Source organism: Bdellovibrio bacteriovorus, from assembly GCF_041888015.1.
GTDB lineage: Bacteria > Bdellovibrionota > Bdellovibrionia > Bdellovibrionales > Bdellovibrionaceae > Bdellovibrio.
This window is the reverse complement of the sequence record NZ_CP168968.1, coordinates 2766063-2780296: the sequence shown is the minus strand read 5'-3', so window position 1 is coordinate 2780296 and position 14234 is coordinate 2766063. Positions and strand designations below refer to the sequence as shown.

Annotated in this window: 16 protein-coding genes; 9 read left to right on the top strand and 7 right to left on the bottom strand. The window is 49.4% G+C overall.

Annotated elements, in window-relative coordinates:
* Positions 1–31: 31 nt before the first annotated feature.
* Positions 32–445 (bottom strand): CBS domain-containing protein, encoded by a 414-nt coding sequence (locus ACES2G_RS13310; RefSeq protein ID WP_374000467.1) that lies wholly within the window; start codon positions 443–445, stop codon positions 32–34.
* 98 nt (positions 446–543) lie between these two features.
* Between ACES2G_RS13310 and ACES2G_RS13305 the strand changes: the two genes are divergently transcribed.
* On the top strand, positions 544–1179 hold the full coding sequence (locus tag ACES2G_RS13305; protein ID WP_374000466.1) for a DUF4337 domain-containing protein: 636 nt from the start codon (positions 544–546) through the stop codon (positions 1177–1179).
* Here the strand turns inward: ACES2G_RS13305 and ACES2G_RS13300 are convergent.
* Positions 1176–1862, bottom strand: coding sequence for a PilZ domain-containing protein (locus tag ACES2G_RS13300; protein ID WP_374000465.1), 687 nt, complete (start codon positions 1860–1862; stop codon positions 1176–1178). The two genes, ACES2G_RS13305 and ACES2G_RS13300, sit on opposite strands and share 4 nt — an antisense overlap.
* Before the next feature lie 2 nt (positions 1863–1864).
* Positions 1865–3007, bottom strand: a complete 1143-nt coding sequence (locus tag ACES2G_RS13295; RefSeq protein ID WP_374000464.1) for a cyclic nucleotide-binding domain-containing protein — start codon at positions 3005–3007, stop codon at positions 1865–1867.
* A gap of 133 nt (positions 3008–3140) precedes the next feature.
* Here ACES2G_RS13295 and ACES2G_RS13290 point away from each other — a divergent pair, with 133 nt between their 5' ends.
* Complete coding sequence (locus ACES2G_RS13290; protein ID WP_347359685.1) at positions 3141–3464, top strand: HNH endonuclease; 324 nt, start codon at positions 3141–3143, stop codon at positions 3462–3464.
* 10 nt (positions 3465–3474) lie between these two features.
* On the opposite strand, the gene ACES2G_RS13285 is transcribed toward ACES2G_RS13290, so the two are convergent.
* Positions 3475–4128 (bottom strand): hypothetical protein, encoded by a 654-nt coding sequence (locus tag ACES2G_RS13285; RefSeq protein WP_347359686.1) that lies wholly within the window; start codon positions 4126–4128, stop codon positions 3475–3477.
* A gap of 119 nt (positions 4129–4247) precedes the next feature.
* Positions 4248–4706, bottom strand: coding sequence for a hypothetical protein (locus ACES2G_RS13280; RefSeq protein WP_374000463.1), 459 nt, complete (start codon positions 4704–4706; stop codon positions 4248–4250).
* Positions 4707–4721: 15 nt separating this feature from the next.
* Between ACES2G_RS13280 and ACES2G_RS13275 the strand changes: the two genes are divergently transcribed.
* The 6 genes from ACES2G_RS13275 to ACES2G_RS13250 all read left to right on the top strand — a co-directional run bounded on the left by ACES2G_RS13275 (position 4722) and on the right by ACES2G_RS13250 (position 11099).
* Positions 4722–6206, top strand: a complete 1485-nt coding sequence (locus ACES2G_RS13275) for a hypothetical protein (protein ID WP_374000462.1) — start codon at positions 4722–4724, stop codon at positions 6204–6206.
* A 183-nt stretch (positions 6207–6389) separates the two neighbouring features.
* A complete protein-coding gene (locus tag ACES2G_RS13270; RefSeq protein WP_374000461.1) occupies positions 6390–7502 on the top strand; it encodes a DNA topoisomerase VI subunit B in 1113 nt (370 codons plus the stop codon).
* Positions 7499–8155 (top strand): hypothetical protein, encoded by a 657-nt coding sequence (locus ACES2G_RS13265; protein WP_374000460.1) that lies wholly within the window; start codon positions 7499–7501, stop codon positions 8153–8155. Before ACES2G_RS13270 ends, ACES2G_RS13265 begins: the two co-directional genes overlap by 4 nt.
* Positions 8155–9318, top strand: coding sequence for a DNA topoisomerase VI (locus ACES2G_RS13260; protein ID WP_374000459.1), 1164 nt, complete (start codon positions 8155–8157; stop codon positions 9316–9318). Before ACES2G_RS13265 ends, ACES2G_RS13260 begins: the two co-directional genes overlap by 1 nt.
* A gap of 240 nt (positions 9319–9558) precedes the next feature.
* Entirely contained in the window at positions 9559–10599 is a 1041-nt protein-coding gene (locus tag ACES2G_RS13255) for a hypothetical protein (RefSeq protein ID WP_374000458.1), read from the top strand.
* A 107-nt stretch (positions 10600–10706) separates the two neighbouring features.
* On the top strand, positions 10707–11099 hold the full coding sequence (locus tag ACES2G_RS13250; protein ID WP_374000457.1) for a hypothetical protein: 393 nt from the start codon (positions 10707–10709) through the stop codon (positions 11097–11099).
* Here ACES2G_RS13250 and ACES2G_RS13245 read toward each other — a convergent pair.
* Entirely contained in the window at positions 11096–11737 is a 642-nt protein-coding gene (locus ACES2G_RS13245) for a methyltransferase (protein WP_374000456.1), read from the bottom strand. The two genes, ACES2G_RS13250 and ACES2G_RS13245, sit on opposite strands and share 4 nt — an antisense overlap.
* A 162-nt stretch (positions 11738–11899) precedes the next feature.
* On the opposite strand from ACES2G_RS13245, the gene ACES2G_RS13240 reads away from it, so the two are divergent.
* Positions 11900–12562, top strand: coding sequence for an energy transducer TonB (locus ACES2G_RS13240; protein ID WP_374000455.1), 663 nt, complete (start codon positions 11900–11902; stop codon positions 12560–12562).
* A gap of 81 nt (positions 12563–12643) precedes the next feature.
* On the opposite strand, the gene ACES2G_RS13235 is transcribed toward ACES2G_RS13240, so the two are convergent.
* The gene (locus tag ACES2G_RS13235) at positions 12644–14230 is read right to left on the bottom strand and encodes an ArnT family glycosyltransferase (protein ID WP_374000454.1); all 1587 of its coding nucleotides are present in this window, start codon (positions 14228–14230) and stop codon (positions 12644–12646) included.
* Positions 14231–14234 lie beyond the last annotated feature (4 nt).

The following is a 14234-nucleotide window of genomic DNA, read 5'->3' as shown; positions in this document are numbered from 1 at the left end:
TTTAAAAGGCCCGTGACCGGGCCTTTTTCTTTTAGTGGGATACATGTGAAAGAATATTGTGGGACAGCTTTTGATCCCGTCCTTTGTTGGCGATGTCCCCCAGGCTCAGCATTCCAACCAGTCGTTTCTGTTGGTTGATCACTGGCATACGGCGGATTTTTTTAGAACTCATCTGGGTGCCGACGGAATCCAAGTCATCATCTTCAAAACAGAAGTTGATTCCCTGGCTCATGCAATCACTGACCTTGGTGTTGTTGGGATCAAGCCCTTTGGCAACCACCCGCACGGCGATGTCGCGATCGGTGATCATCCCGATCATCTTGTCATTGTCCTCGACGGGAAGACATCCGTAGTCGCCACGCGCCATCATCTGTGCGGCTTCACGAACCGTGTGGTTCAGATTGATGACGTCGGCTTGCTTATGCATGACCTCTCTGACTTTCATGGAAAACTCCTTTGTTGGTGTGAATAGGATAGAGACTTTCAAAAAATAAGATCTTTGTATTTTGCCGAAGCTGATGGAGGCACACAGTTGACTGGCAAATGAAGAATGTTTATAAAATCTGTCGCATGTCAGAAGATAGAAATTCCAGCTTTGAAGTTCGTTGTGGTGTCGTGATTGCTGTTTTTGCCGCTCTCATGGCCGTAAGTGATCTGGTTGCAGGTAAATACGGTGATGATGAGATCATCGGCACCAATGAAAAAGCCGCAGCCTATATGTGGTACCAATCCAAAAGTATCAAGGAAACTCTGGTCGAGGGCGAAAAGTCTTTATTGGAAAGTCTGAAGCAGGCCAGGGCAATTCAGCCCAAAGCCGAAGTGGCTGTGAATGGTCATATTGCCAACTTGCAGAAAAGAATCCTGCGCTATAAAAAAGAAAAAAATGAAATCCTGAAGGGGTCGCAGACGGTGGGTCCTGAAAATTGGGTGCAGGATCTGGACGGGAAACTGGGGCAGATTGTCGGGGCTCAAGAAATGGAGCAGCATCTGACGGTACTGTCGCAGGCCGGGGATCGTTTTGACATGTCCAGTTTGTTTTTCCAGTTATGTCTGGTCTTGGGGGCGATGAGCCTGGTACTGAAAAAAGAAAGCCTGCAAAGAGTGTTCTTTACAGGCATGTGCGTTCTTGGTTTTTTAGGATCAGGGATTTCCCTGTGGGCGTATCTGGGGGTTTCTTAACCCGCTTTGCGCAGATATAGTTCTCTCTGCATATCTGTCAAAGAACTGACGATGCGGTCTTCGCTGGCGTTGGCCAGATGGTTGAATTCCACTCCCAGCGTCAGGAAGTCGTCATCCTTGATGCGAATATTTTTAATTAGTCCCTGAACCAGAATCGGTTCGCGGTCGCCCAGGAAGATTTCGGCTTGCACCATGTCTTCCAGATGCAGACTTGCGGCGGTTTGTGCAATTTCGACGGCACAGCCTTCGGTGGACAGATCCAGCAGGCGACAAGTGTGCGAGCACACCACCTGATTCAGATAGGTCACCACGAATTCAGCAGAGTAGTCTGCCGGAATCACATAGCGATAGTTTTTACGTCTTTGCAAATGGAACAGATTCAGGACCGTCAGGGTGATATTGTGTTCGTTCACCACAGGATGGGTTTCAAACAGATACTTTTCTCCTTTTAAAGAAAAGTGGGCTGTAAAAGTGGCCGAGTCCTGTGTGTTCATCGCCGTTGTTTCTGGAGGGTGACATTTGATTTGCAGCTTGTCGTTGGTACCCATGGGTTTAAGTACGATCGTGCGATCATACTTGTCCCGTAAGCTGATCAACTCTTGAGAATTCAAAAGCTGTTGCAAAAGCTCGTGCTTTTTCGCTTCATCGTGAATGGCTTTGAAGATGACCAGCGCTTCACTCATCTTTAGGCCGCCGCAGTCATTTTATGGCCGCATTCTTGGCAGAACTTGGCGCCAGCCTGAACATCCGCACTGCAAGCAGGGCAGGAGGGTCCGCTGGATTTTTTCTTTGGTTTTTCTTCTTTTTCGTCCATGTCGACGAAGCCTTTTTCATTCCACTTTTCAATCTCGCGTAGCATTTTCCAGCTTTGCAGGATCGAGCGGAATTCTTTGGATTCAAACTGCAGCTGAACTCCGGTTCCGCCATTTTTACGTTTCATGAAGACGCCTTTGCCTTCAAGACGGTTGAAGTGGTCGTTGTTCAGATTGATGCCGATTTCTTCCTTGCAGTATTCGCTGAACTTCGCAAAGTCCACGCCCACAATCCCGAAGCGGTCGGGCTGTTCGTTTTCTGACATTTTCAGGATGGCTCCAAGCATCTGCATGCACAGTTCATCGACCTTCAGAAGGTCGGAGCGACCACCTTTGAAATAGTAGTACTGATAGAATTCAAAGAAGCTTTCCACCAAAGACAGATCCAGGTAGTGGACTTTTTGAATTTCTTCCGGTCCGTCCGGATTGGTTGGGTCTTTGCCCATTTCATATAAAGCCAGCTTCAATTTCACTAAAATATTGATGGCCTGTTCCAGCCGTTTTGGGGATTCGCCCATCACGCGCTGGGAATATTGCTTCATCATATTCCAATCCACCACCACACGACCAGGTTGAGAGCGGTCACCTTTGTGGTTGGCCGTATGGAAGACCGAACCATAAACTTTGGCTACTTGATCTTCCGGACACGGGGAGGAGTCTTTTTCCAGTTTGCTGGAGCGAACATCATTTACAGCCAGACGCAGGCGGTCTGCCAGAGATTTGATGATCACTTTCAGCATTTGCGGCGCACTTTCATAGTGCTGTTTCAAAGTTTCAACTGGGATTTCCAGAACTTTGGTTTCGGTGGTGGCAACAGCCGCAGTGGGATGTGTGCTTTGCCCCAGAATAACTTGTTCGCCCAGAATATGAGACGAACCGATTTGAAAAAGGTCGATGGTTTTTTTCCCGCGGATCAGGCACTGATTCGCGCCACCAGATTGGATCAAATAAACAGCCGTGATTTTATCGCCGTCTTTATAGATCACTTCGCCTTTTTTAAAGGTTTTTACAGACATAGAACCCCACTCCTTCAATATTCACAGGGCTTTATCGGTAAAAAGTCCCATAAATTTGAGATGTTCCGGGCGGTGGAATCGTCCAGTTTTCCGGGCTCTTGCGGCCAGACTGGACTTAAGCTATAAAGGTTCCATGGATTACTTCTTTTCAGCTGCTCCGCCAGAGCATCAAAAACGCGAAAAAGCCAAAGCCCGAGAGCTTCGTCAAAGCCAGTGGTGGAAGCAGGAGCTGGGAAAAGGTCTGTGCTATCATTGTGGAGAGCGCTTTAAACCAGCGGATCTCACAATGGATCACTTGATTCCGATCGCCCGCGGCGGGAAGTCCAACAAGAACAACTGTGTTCCGTCCTGCAAAGACTGCAACAGCAAGAAGGGTTATAAAACCCGCGCCGAGATGGCGATGGAAGAGCTGAAAACATCCCAAACATCCCCGGAAGACCCTCAAGACGAAGAGTAGTCCAAAATCCCTAAGGCAGGCGGCTGGTTTCCACGGCCATCAGATATGTGTCTTCCTTGATGTTTGAAAACAGAGGGCTGATCCACCACACCTTTGTCAGAATCTCCATGCGCTCCAAAGAATCCTTTTCACGAATGAGGTGCTCCGGATCGGTGACCTCGATCGTGCGTAGTGGATTGTGGCTGTAAAAGTTCCCCAAGGTCTTGTCCAAAAGCCCCTGATCGTCAGGGCTTCGTTCATACAGGTGGAACCATTTGCGGCAATAAATATCCTCAAGAGAATAACTGCACACTTCAAAATAAGGAAGGCTGCGGAAGATCTGCGTGTTCGCGGTATTGTAGATTTCCACCAGATGATGGGGCTGCAGCTTGTCCATGATTTCGGGATCGGCTCGTTTGTTCAGGCGGGCCAAAGCTCTTTCTGTGAACTTGCGGGTGTCTTTCAGGGAGTCACCTTGGAACTTCACATCCATACAGACTTGATAGTAAACCAGCAGATCTTTAAGAGCCTGTTCCTGTTCTTCGGTGGAAAGACGGTTGAAAAAGGGCATTGTAGGGTGAGTGTAGGGGCGGACCAGAAAGCCCTCTTCCTCGATGGCCTCACTGATATTTTCACTTAGAATTTTAAATCGTGCCTGCCGACTCAAGCTTACTATTGATTCCATATTTTCTTATGCACCACGAGAGAGCCTTTGCCAAGTTACACATGCAGTTTTGCTGCGGGCTATGTTGTTTAAAATTGATTTCTTCTTGAGTGTGTTTGCTTTACCTAACGCTGGGTCCTTCACAGCTCCAGTTTGTTGATCCAGAAGTTGGGGAAGAAGTTCGAATACGTCAGCGGCTTTTTGCAGACATCAGTCACGGCGACAAGGGAATGCCATTCTTCCTGACGTTGATAGCGAATGGGAATATTCAGATCGACCTGCAGAACTTCCGGGTCGTCTTTGCTCCAGGCGCAGACTTTTTCAGTCAGTCTTAAGAAGATCAAAGGATCGCAGGAGGTTCTGGTCAGCAACCAAGGCGGCACCAGTGGCAGTTCTTCCTTGGTTTGGGATTTTTTCCAGATTGTCAGGTGAGGTTGGCACTGGGTCCTGCCATCATACATGATCAAGGCATACATGCGGCCTTCGCCCGTGACGGCGGCTTCGCCGGGAATATAGTACTGTGGCAACTGCAGAAGTATGAAAAGAATCAGCAGAGCTTGGGCACGCCGTTGTTTCAGGCATAGCCCCCAGCTTTGCATAAAGCCTTCATTTTTATGCAGCGGCCGGGTGATCAGCAGGATCCCCAAGAGCAGCAACATCAAGAGATCGCTCTTATCGTCAACCCGGTTAATGATGCTCCCGCGATCACAGCGATTCCAACGAGTCATGAAATTCTGCTAAATCCCAGTGGTTCGACGGCTTCTTCTTTTAGTTTGACCGTGGATATTGGCCCGGCCAATGAAAACAGTCAGCAGGTGCAGTTGATTTGCACCAACTCGAATCCCACACGATTGAGCGTAGATTGTTCACAGACTCGCACTGGGGATGGTACGTTGACAATTCAGCTTTCGGCAACTGCCGGATTGGATACTTCGTCCGTGGTGACGGTGAAGTTGAAAGATAATGGTGGCGGTGCGGATGAATCGACGGTTGCCACCGTGAATGTCAGTGTCACCGACGCGGTTGTGCTGGCGGCTATCGCAACAGACACGACCAACTACAATATTTATTCTCAAGCCGTCAGCCAGTACAGTGGCGCGGTGGCATCCTCCAGTCGCACTTTTGTGGTAACAGTTAATTCCGGAATCAAAGTTTCCAGTGCGGACCCGGCAGTTCCCGCGATGCGCACAGGATCACTTTCATCAGGTGCGCGTGTGCGCTTGATCAACAACGGCTGGATCGTTGGGGCCTTCGGTGCTGGCGGATTGCCAGCAGCGGGAGCAACCGGTGCCCAACGTATGGGACAGCACGGGGGCACGGCTTTAAAAATTGATGATATCTATGCGCAAGTCACCGTCTTGAATAATGGAATGATTTATGGTGGCGGCGGCGGTGGCGGTCGTGGTGGCACGGACAACACCGATGTTGGAGCTGGCGGCAATGGCGGTGCCGGTGAAGGTCCATCCAGTGCAGCTTTGTCTGGAACGGTCGGCGCCAACACTGGGGGAGCCGGTGGTGCTTTTGCCACTTCATTAGTTGCCGGCACAACTCCTGCCGGAGACTACTCTCCTTCCAATGGAATCGCAGCGACTCATGGATCGGCTGGACAAGGTGGCAGCAGTTGTTTGATTGGTTCAGGTTTGGGTAACAACCCCGGTGAAGCTTACTTCGGACGCGGCGGTTTTGGTGCAGGCTTCGGTGGTGGTGCAGGAGCATGCTCTACCAAGTTTGGGGGGGGTGGGGGCGGCGGTCACTTCGGTGGTGGCGGTGGCTCTGGAGGCTTGGCCGATTTGAACGATGGCGGCAACGTCAACACTGACACCAATGGATACAATGGCGGAAATGGCGGAGCAGCGATTGAGGTTCCAACGTCAGTGGCCGTGCCCGCGGATATTGCGATTGAGATCATTCCCGGAGGCAGCAGTCAGATTGCGGGCTGTGTCTGGAATGATATTTCCGGAGTTTACCTTTCAAATGTGGTGAGTGACACAGACATCAACAGTCGTGTGTTGAGCTACTCTTCGACGGTCAGTCAGAGCGTCAACGCTCCTTCCAGTCTGAAAATATGGTCCAATGGGCGCGGAAAAGCCTATCGATAGCTATTAAAAAAGGGGGGTTTTAGACCCTTCCAGGCCCCCTTTTTAAAGCCTGCCAGTTCCTCGCATTTAAATTTACGCCAAGCATCACCGAGCCTTAAGTCTTGCTTTGACTCCCTGCGTTCAGCTTAACCTATGAAAGTCATTCATTAAAATTCGTTAACATCGTGTAAGGACCAAGCGACTGTGAGCAAAATTACCAAAAGTAGCACAGCTGAATATTTTGCTAAGAACCTCCAGCAGGTGGGTTTCTCATCTCCTTTGAAGGCCGTTTTGACGACCTTGAAAGAATCCGTGGATAACTCTCTGGATGCGTGTGAGTCTGCCGGCATTCTGCCTGATCTACTGGTTGAGATCTCCAAAGTGGGAGCTGGCTCAACTAAAAATACTGATTTAATTCGCATCGTTGTCGAAGATAACGGCCCTGGTATCGAAGGTGAAGACCTTGCCAAGGTTTACGGTGAGTATCTGGCGTCTTCCAAATTCGGTCGTGGTCAGTGTTCTCGTGGTCAACAAGGTATCGGTATCTCTGCTGCGACCACTTGGGCGCAGATGACCAATGCCCGTGGTGTCAGTGTTATTTCCAAAACAAAAAAAATGCGTAAAGCGATCTCCGCGCAAGTGGATGTCGACATCAAATCCAACACCGGTGTTCTGAAAAACAAAGAATCTCTGGATTGGGACCGTGAACATGGCACCCGTGTGGAGTTCGTGCTGGATGGACGTATTCAGCTGAACGGTGACGGTGGTCTTTTGACTTACATCGAAGGCACCATCCTGGTGAATCCGCACATGACCATCACTTACAAACTGACAGATGGTGATTTTATCACTGTTACTCGTGTCAGCACGGATGTTCCAAGAGTGCCGGAAGCATCTTTGCCGCATCCTCATACGTTCAAGCTGGGTGAGTTCATCACGCACTCCACTTTGTTCGGCAAAACCACTTTGTCCAAGTTCCTGAAAACGGGTTTTTCCCGTATTTCTGATCAGTCTATTTCTGATTTCGTGAAAAAAGGTCTGCCAAAAGGTCTTCTTGAAAAGCCTTTGACGTCTTTGAATGAAGAAGACTTCAAAAAGGTTTTCCAAGCTGTTCAAAATACAGATTTGATGGCTCCTTCCACGAAGTCTGTTTTGACTGTGGGTGAAGAGGCTTTGTCCAAATCCATCACTCGTTTGGGTGAAATCGACTTCTTCGCGGTTGTGACTCGTAAACCGACAATTTGTGACTTCAAACCGGTGGTTGTGGAAGTGGCTTTGGCGCGTTTCAAAGACCGCAATCAACAGATTCTCCAGTGACTTTGCTTCGTTTTGCCAACCGTGTTCCGCTGCAATTTGATAAATCCGGTTGTGCGATCACGTGGGCGATTGAATCTGTGAACTGGAAGGCCTATGGCCTGGGTCAACCAAAAGACTCTTTGCCACTGGGTCCGTACATCTTTGCGGTTTCCATTGTGTCTCCGTTCATCAAGTTTAAAAATGCCTCCAAGGAAACGATCGACGCTTCCGAGGAACTGGTTGCGGAAATCCGCCTGGCCTTGATCCAAGCGGGGCAAAAGCTTTCCCGTCACATCAAAAAAGAAGTGAAGGAAGCGGATCTTGAAAGGAAACTGGCGCACATCGAGCAGTTCGGCCCAATCCTGGTTGAAGGTTTGGCAAGAATCATCAAGGCGCCAGAGTCCCGTAAGAAAAAAGCTGAAGAAGGTTTGAAGAAACTTCTGGGCCGTGATTCCGAAGACGCGATGGCGGATCTGGAAGCGGCGGAATCCAAACTTCTTGAGCAGAAAAAACGCGACAAGAAAAAAGGCATCGCTCACGGTGACGAAGAAGAATTCGATGTGATTTCTTCCAGTGACCTGGTGGATGAGGCTTCTGAGGAACCGCAAGGAACCAAGAAAACCACCACTAAAAAGACTGTAACTACTAAGAAAACCACTGGGAAAAAAGCGTAATGGCAAAATTACTCAGCATTCGCGAATTGAAAATTGATATTCCTAAAGAAGCCCGCATTCTTGCGGATAAGATGCTAAAAGACCTTGAGTCTTCCAAGCGTCCGGTTCTTGAGGCGGTGAAAACGTCTTTGGATAACTCCTTGTACAACTCCAAAGTGGGTTATCTGACTCCAGGGGACAAGGTTGTTCGTACTGAACTGAACGTTTCTTCCGTACAGAAGCTGGCGCGTGTGGTTTTCGTTTTGGAAATCCTTCTGAACAACCTGGAAAAAGGCGCAGTTAATACCAAGCGTGAGCTTTATTACATGTGTAAAGGTCTGATCAAAGGCAATCCAAGATTGAAACCTTTGGACTTTGACGATCAGCCGGAATCCGACGCGATCATTGATTTCATCGGTGATATGTTGGAAGTTTACCGTGAGGAATTGAACTGTTTTGCCAATGACCGTGGGGGGCAGACATACTCCCAGCAGTTGATCGTGACTGAAACTTTGGCCGATGGTGATAAAGCTGTCGTGGATCTTTCCACTCTAGGAACTTCTCCGTTCCAGCCAAAGAACAAACCGCAGTCTTTGAAGTTGAAAGCGAAAAAGAAAATCGACTTCTGCTTGATCGTAGAGTCTGAAGGTACGGCGAATACACTGGTCACAATGGGATTCACAAAACGTAACAACTGTATCGTGATGGGTGCTCAAGGGGTTCCTTCCAACGGTGTTCGTGGCTGGTCTAAACTGATCCAGGACGAATTGGATGTGCCGATGTACTTCTTCGGAGATCTCGATGCGTACACCATGCAGAACATCTATCGTACTTTGAAAGCCGGTTCCGCGGCTTCTTTGATCCGTAACGCCGACTTCTCTGCACCGAATGTGAAATTCTTGGGCGTGTTGCCTGAAGACGTGAAAAAATACGATCTTCCTCACTACAAAGTGAAAGAATCTGATCCAGCTGAAGCGCGCGCTTTGAAAAAAGCGAAAGATGCTTTGGAAAACGATCCGTTCTTCCTGGATAAAAAGAACAAAAACTTGGCGGACATCCTGCGCTGGTTGATCAAAGAAAAGATTCGTTGCGAGCAACAGTCCTTCTTCTCTGTTGACCCGAATGATCCAATCAAGACAGAAAAACTGATCCTTGAGAAAATCAAACGCGGATCTTACGTTTAAGATTTCAGTAAAATAAAAAACCACCAAGCCCCTGTCCTCATGGATGGGGGCTTTTTTTATTGGCGGCAGCCAGCCGGTAGAGCTCGGCTCCGGCCGGCAGAGCTGAAACACGGCCCCAGCCGGCAGTGCTGGAGCGCCGGAGGTGCGCAAGCTGAAGCAGCATTTTGTTGCGAAACCTTTCGCTGCATTCCTCCGGATGAAGTTCTGCTGTTGAATGATCCCTTTCAACCTGGGGGACTTATGATTTTCTATTTTGTGACCTATGTGGTTTTGTCAGGGGCTTTCGCGTTGTCCTTGGCTGCTCCGAAGCTTTTTCCATTCTTAACAGAGGCTGTCTTGGGCGGTTCGTTTCTGGGGATTTTGTCCTTGGTCACGATGCAGTTTTTGCTCTCGTTATTGACAGACAAGGCTCCGCAAGGCGTTCTTAAGTTGCAGCGAGGACTGCTGGTCTTAGGGTTATTGATTTTGCCTGTACCTGCCATGGCTGGAGTGTCCATTTTAGTTCTGAGCTTTTCCTTTTTGATTTCTTTGGGGCTTTGGCAAAAAGAACATTCTGCGCATTTGCAAGTATGGTCCCTGGTGTTGTCTTTGGTGCTGGGATGTGTGGCTGTTTTGTTTGGAACAATGACCCCCGAGCCGGAGCGCTTTCTGCCGCACACTTATCTGATGTCGTTCGCGCTGATACTGACCTTGGTGCGCTGTTATTGGCTGGGAATGCCACGCAGTCCGGTGTTCTTTGTCACCCTGTTATTCTTTACGGGGTCGCAGGCTTTCGGGGCTTTGCTGCCGGCTCCTTTTGTGGCGTTCTTTTCAATTCCGTTTGTCAGTCTGCTTTTGACCGATGTTTGGCGCGGATGTGCGGCCTCGGTGCGAACGATGGACCCGCAGACGGGTCGCTGGGCATGGATGACCCTGATTCCGGTGGTGTCGGTGATCTTTGCATTGCTGGCGGTAATTCCCGGCGCTTCGGGGACATTGCCAACTTTGTTGCCTAATCTGAGTTTGGTCACATTCCTGGTGCTGCCGTTGGGTATTGTCATGTTTGATTCCTTGAAATGGAAAGAGCTGGGCTTTGCTTCAGCATGTTTTACCGTCGGGGCAATTTCTTTGACGGTGGTTTTCGTGAAATTTTCTGGAACAGGTTTTTCCATTCACAACATGCATGCCTATGACTTTCTTGCGGGCGTGATTCCCTATGTGGGGGCTACTTTTGCATGGATTGGGGCATCCGTGCTTTGCCGTCTGTGGGTGCCGCTGGTGGGGCTTTTGCCGGAAAAATAAGGATCACTATTTATGAAATTTCCGAAGGGTTTGGGGAAAGCTCTGGCTTGGTAGGGTGAACTTTGTTAGACAGGGCTCGCTGTACCTCTGGAACCGAAAGGACTTTCATGAAAACTTTTGTTTTTGCTCTGGTCTCTTTATTGATGGGTTGGGCTGCGCAAGCTCGATCTATTCCCGAAGTCTATGCGACCTGTCAGGGGAAGCTTGATGATGGAACTTCCGTGGCGTTCACAGTGCAAGAAACGGCCATGGTCGGATTTGTTCAGGGGCTTTTGCAATCTGAAGAGTATCAGGCACTGAGTTTAATTTGCCGAAAATCGACCGAATCGTCTTCCAAAGATCGTGTGGTTTTGTATGTCTGCACGGAGAATCGCGCAGGGGATGGCAAAGTGATTGTTCGCCTTGAACACGGTTTCAGCGGACATGTAATTGGCCAGATCCAGCGCGAACAAATGTTCCCGCTGCCAGCACAGACCATCGGTCATCTTTTCTGTAACTAAGAAATTAAAACCAGAGGAGTGCCGCGAATGTCGGCCACTGGTTGAATCTCCCGACGGCCCGCCAGAATTTTGCGGGCCTCAGACAAGGGGCTCCAGCCGTGATCCTGCAGATCGCGCAGCAGAATATACGCTTGCCCCTGTGGCGCCAGGGCGCTGTCGATCGCTTCTATCAAGGTCTTAAAATCTGAATCAATAAAGAAACGACAGCGGTTTTTGAATTCTGACGGGGACATCTTGCCCTGATTCAACCGGAAGTAAGGTGGGTTGCTCAGGATCAAATCATACTTCTTTGAATCAGGAATGGACTTCAGGGATTCGTAGTTTTGATTTACGAAAGTCACGACTGGTAAGTCGTCACCAAAACTTTGCAGATTCTGTTCAAAGTAAGGGCGATAGATGTCTTGCACTTCCAGAAAATCAAACTGCGCAGGCATGGTTTGTTTGGACTGTTTGCGGTGAAACAGGAAGTCCAAGCCGACAATTCCGCACCCTGAACACAGATCCAAACCGCGCCAAGTGCTTAAATCCCCGGTAGCCAGCTCAAAGGCCTTGCGGGCTAAAAACACCGAATCGTGGGAAAAACGGTACTCATCCGGCTGGGTGTAGTTAAAGGTAAAATAGGGGTTCACTGAGCTCATAGGGTCCGGCAGTTGTAAAAGCTCGGGTTTAAGTTGTCCATTTTTTCATTTCGTTTTCATTGGATCAGCCTCAAATCTAAATTAATTACATTTGAGGCCAATTTAGGGCCGTCGTGTTGAGTTTTTGGGGCTAAGAACTTATAAAAGGGGCAAGCAAATCCTATGAAAATATCCAAGCTGGCTCCAAACACGAATGTCTCCCTGATTCTTTCCGTTCTACTGCACGGGGGGCTGTTTGCGTTGGCTTTGGGGATGGCGGCCCCTAGTGTGGTGCCATTGCCTGTGGGGGTCGAGCTGATGTACGGCGATGGCGGTACGGTTCAGGCTCCCAAACAGGAAGAAGTTGTCAAAGCTCCGAAGGCGAAAGCCCCTGTCGTGGTCGATAATTCTGACGGCCCGGCGATCAAAACTGAAAAGGTGACGGAAGCTTCTCAAGAACAAATGCCTACGGGCAAAACAGCGGGCTCTTTGGCGGGAACCTCCGATAAAGGTGCTTTGGAAGGCCGTGAAGGTGTTGCCAACGGGATCGAAGTGTCCCCCGAGCAACGCTATTTGTATGAAATCAAAAAGCTGTTAGAACGTCGTAAGCGCTATCCAATGCTGGCTAAGAAAATGGGTCAGACGGGGAAAGTCACCATGCGCTTTACTCTGGCTCAGGATGGATCTTTGCTGACCAGTGAAGTTCTGGAAAAAACACCTTACGATACTTTGAATCAGGCCGCTCATGATCTGGTCAAAGGCATCCACGGAATGAAGCCGTTCCCGCAGGAAATCCAAAAAACGTCTTGGGTCATCACAGTCCCCATCGAATACGTCTTGAATTGATGAAAATACCCCCATCGACTGCGTTGTCGGCGAGCCTTGCGCTGGTGGCATTTTGATCAATTTAAAGTAGGTATGTCTTACCTACTTCGTGATGCCTTGGAAGTTCTTGCAGAAGTAGATGAAGAACGTTCGGGCGTGAATGCCGTGGCGGAAGGTTTTCAGCTCTTCCTTTTCACAGGAATCCCACTTCGCCCATTCAATCGGGTTGGCCGGATATTTTTCTGAACTTACAAAGATCGCGTTTTGACCTTTCAGATTGTTCATTTCTTCCGGGGACTGCATCACGGTGTAGTTACTGACCGTGGAACTGAGCATGTACACTTTTTGTTTTGTGCCCCAGGTGACCTGGGCCGTATTTTCATAGCGGTGAGCCGCGATGAACGGTTTGCTGCCGCTTTCAGCATGGATTTCACGCTGACGGCGGTTCACGTAGTTGCCAAGTTCTTCCCAGCCGGTGAACTCGTTGCTGAAGTCATAGGTGGTTTTCCATTCGCCGTTCGGGTTGAACAGGTGGAAGGCCTTTGGAATCCACGGATAAGCAAACGGCGTATAGCTGATCAAGCCCAGCAGGATAAAGAACCCGGCAATACCCCAGGTAAAGACTTTACTGCGTGCCTGGACGATTTGACGACGGCCCCAGACAAGTCCTTGGGACCAGATCGCCCCAGCACCCATCAACAACAAGGTGTAAGCGGCTCCACTCCAGTGGGGTTTGTAATCCGCAAAAAACGGTTGTGGGTAGAAGATCGCAATGGATGGCAGGGTCAGGCATAGCAGGAATCTCCAGCGGGCTTCCTGACGTTTCAGGAAGGACGTGATGAAGGCCAGCGCGATCAGTACGTACAGGAATGGTGTTGCGAACAACAGTTGTGCGCTGAAGAACACGAACCAGCGATTCAGATTGAACGATTCGCCCGAGTGACGATCGTGGAATTGATATTTGAAGCCTGGCCATTCATGAATGTGATTCCACAAGAAGATGGGTGTCGCCAGTGCTGTTGCAATCAGGAAGCCCACCCACGGCCATGGAGTCAGCAGATCCTTGCGGCGGGATGGTGTCGCCAGAAGATAGAGACCAAAACCTGGAGCCAGCAAAGCGATGATGAATTTGGAATTCAATCCCAAGCCCATCAGAACTCCCAGCCAGAGCCAGGTCTTCTTCACGCTCCACGCTTTGTCGTCTTCACGCACGCCTTGCCAGAAGACGTAAGAGGCCGCCACCCAGCAGAACATGAACGGAGGTTCCGGGGACGCGACATAGCCGCCAAAGCCCCAGAACGGAGACCACAATAAAACAACGCCGACAAAAATAGCAGCCCAGTCATCGAACAGATCGCGAGTGAGTTTATAAAGCAGAACCACTGTTCCAATAAAACACAGGAATCCCGGCAATCGGACGCCCAAATAAGTGTCACCAAAAAGACTTGTGGTGATGGCTTCCAGCCACGCAATCATGCCCGGATGATCGAAGTAAGAAAGCTGCAACCATTTGGACCAGGACCAGTGGTAGGCCTCGTCGTCAATCAGGCCGATATGCAGCGAGAAAAAAGCTCGGAAAAAGAGCGTCAAAATAAACAGGATGACTACTTTTTGAGAGAGATTTTGCTGCTTCCAGAATTCACGAATCACGGCCACGTCCTCACGGTCGAAATCAGGTTGTTGGGTCAAAGCT

Excerpts from the sequence above, each read along its gene's own strand:
- ACES2G_RS13310 (WP_374000467.1), bottom strand. The coding sequence starts at position 445 with ATGAAAGTCAGAGAGGTCATGCATAAGCAAGCCGACGTCATCAATCTG.
- ACES2G_RS13305 (WP_374000466.1), top strand. The coding sequence starts at position 544 with ATGAAGAATGTTTATAAAATCTGTCGCATGTCAGAAGATAGAAATTCC.
- ACES2G_RS13300 (WP_374000465.1), bottom strand. The coding sequence starts at position 1,862 with ATGAGTGAAGCGCTGGTCATCTTCAAAGCCATTCACGATGAAGCGAAA.
- ACES2G_RS13295 (WP_374000464.1), bottom strand. The coding sequence starts at position 3,007 with ATGTCTGTAAAAACCTTTAAAAAAGGCGAAGTGATCTATAAAGACGGC.
- ACES2G_RS13290 (WP_347359685.1), top strand. The coding sequence starts at position 3,141 with ATGGATTACTTCTTTTCAGCTGCTCCGCCAGAGCATCAAAAACGCGAA.
- ACES2G_RS13285 (WP_347359686.1), bottom strand. The coding sequence starts at position 4,128 with ATGGAATCAATAGTAAGCTTGAGTCGGCAGGCACGATTTAAAATTCTA.
- ACES2G_RS13280 (WP_374000463.1), bottom strand. The coding sequence starts at position 4,706 with ATGCAAAGCTGGGGGCTATGCCTGAAACAACGGCGTGCCCAAGCTCTG.
- ACES2G_RS13275 (WP_374000462.1), top strand. The coding sequence starts at position 4,722 with ATGCAGCGGCCGGGTGATCAGCAGGATCCCCAAGAGCAGCAACATCAA.
- ACES2G_RS13260 (WP_374000459.1), top strand. The coding sequence starts at position 8,155 with ATGGCAAAATTACTCAGCATTCGCGAATTGAAAATTGATATTCCTAAA.
- ACES2G_RS13255 (WP_374000458.1), top strand. The coding sequence starts at position 9,559 with ATGATTTTCTATTTTGTGACCTATGTGGTTTTGTCAGGGGCTTTCGCG.
- ACES2G_RS13250 (WP_374000457.1), top strand. The coding sequence starts at position 10,707 with ATGAAAACTTTTGTTTTTGCTCTGGTCTCTTTATTGATGGGTTGGGCT.
- ACES2G_RS13245 (WP_374000456.1), bottom strand. The coding sequence starts at position 11,737 with ATGAGCTCAGTGAACCCCTATTTTACCTTTAACTACACCCAGCCGGAT.
- ACES2G_RS13240 (WP_374000455.1), top strand. The coding sequence starts at position 11,900 with ATGAAAATATCCAAGCTGGCTCCAAACACGAATGTCTCCCTGATTCTT.